The sequence below is a fragment of the Mesorhizobium sp. M4A.F.Ca.ET.050.02.1.1 genome (assembly GCF_003997725.1).
GTDB lineage: Bacteria > Pseudomonadota > Alphaproteobacteria > Rhizobiales > Rhizobiaceae > Mesorhizobium.
On record NZ_RZSG01001339.1, the window covers coordinates 1 to 779 of the forward strand.

1 protein-coding gene is annotated in these 779 nt (G+C 67.7%); it reads left to right on the forward strand.

Going from position 1 to position 779, the window contains the following annotated elements; genetic code table 11:
* A partial coding sequence (locus EOA33_RS37345; protein ID WP_145989583.1) for a site-specific integrase occupies window positions 1–779 on the forward strand: 779 nt, incomplete at its 5' end.

Consider the following 779-nt stretch of genomic DNA (forward strand, 5'->3'; position numbering starts at 1 on the left):
GACCGCACGCGCCGAGCACGGTGCGCCGCCGGCTGTCGAGCTGGTCGACCTTGACCAGATGGCGCGGGCTGCGGGGAAATTTTTCCGCCACGGGCCTGCAGAGCGCCATAAAACTGGCCGTGCGCGCCAGCGCGCGGCCACGCGGCCGCAAGAGCAAGCGGGCGGTGACCGCCGATATTTTGACCGCTCTCCTGAGAGCCTGCGCCGGCGAAAAACTGGTCGACGTCCGCGACCGCGCCCTCCTGCTGACCGCATTTGCCTCCGGAGGCCGCCGCCGCAGCGAGGTTTCGTCCCTGCGTGTCGAGCAGCTGATCGAGGAACAGCCGGTGCCGGCGGACCCCAAAAATCCGGACGGCGAAAAGCTGCCATGCCTGAAAATCCGGCTCGGCCGCAGCAAGACCACCGAGGCCGATTCGGACGACTTCGTGCTGCTCGTCGGCCGACCGGTGGTGGCGCTGAGCGAATGGCTCGAGCGGGCCGCCATTGCCGATGGCGCCGTGTTTCGTGGCATCGATCGCTGGGGCCATCTCGAAAGACGGGCCGTGACGCCGCAATCGGTCAATCTGATCCTGAAGCGACGCGCCGCCGAAGCCGGTCTCGACCCGACGCTGTTCAGCGCCCACGGCCTGCGCTCAGGCTTTCTGACCGAAACCGGCCGCCGCGGCATTCCCCTAACCGAGGCCATGCAGCAATCCCAGCATCGCTCGATCCAACAGGCTTCGCGCTACTACAACGACGCGGAACGGCAGCTGGGGCGCGCGGCCCGGCTGATCATATAG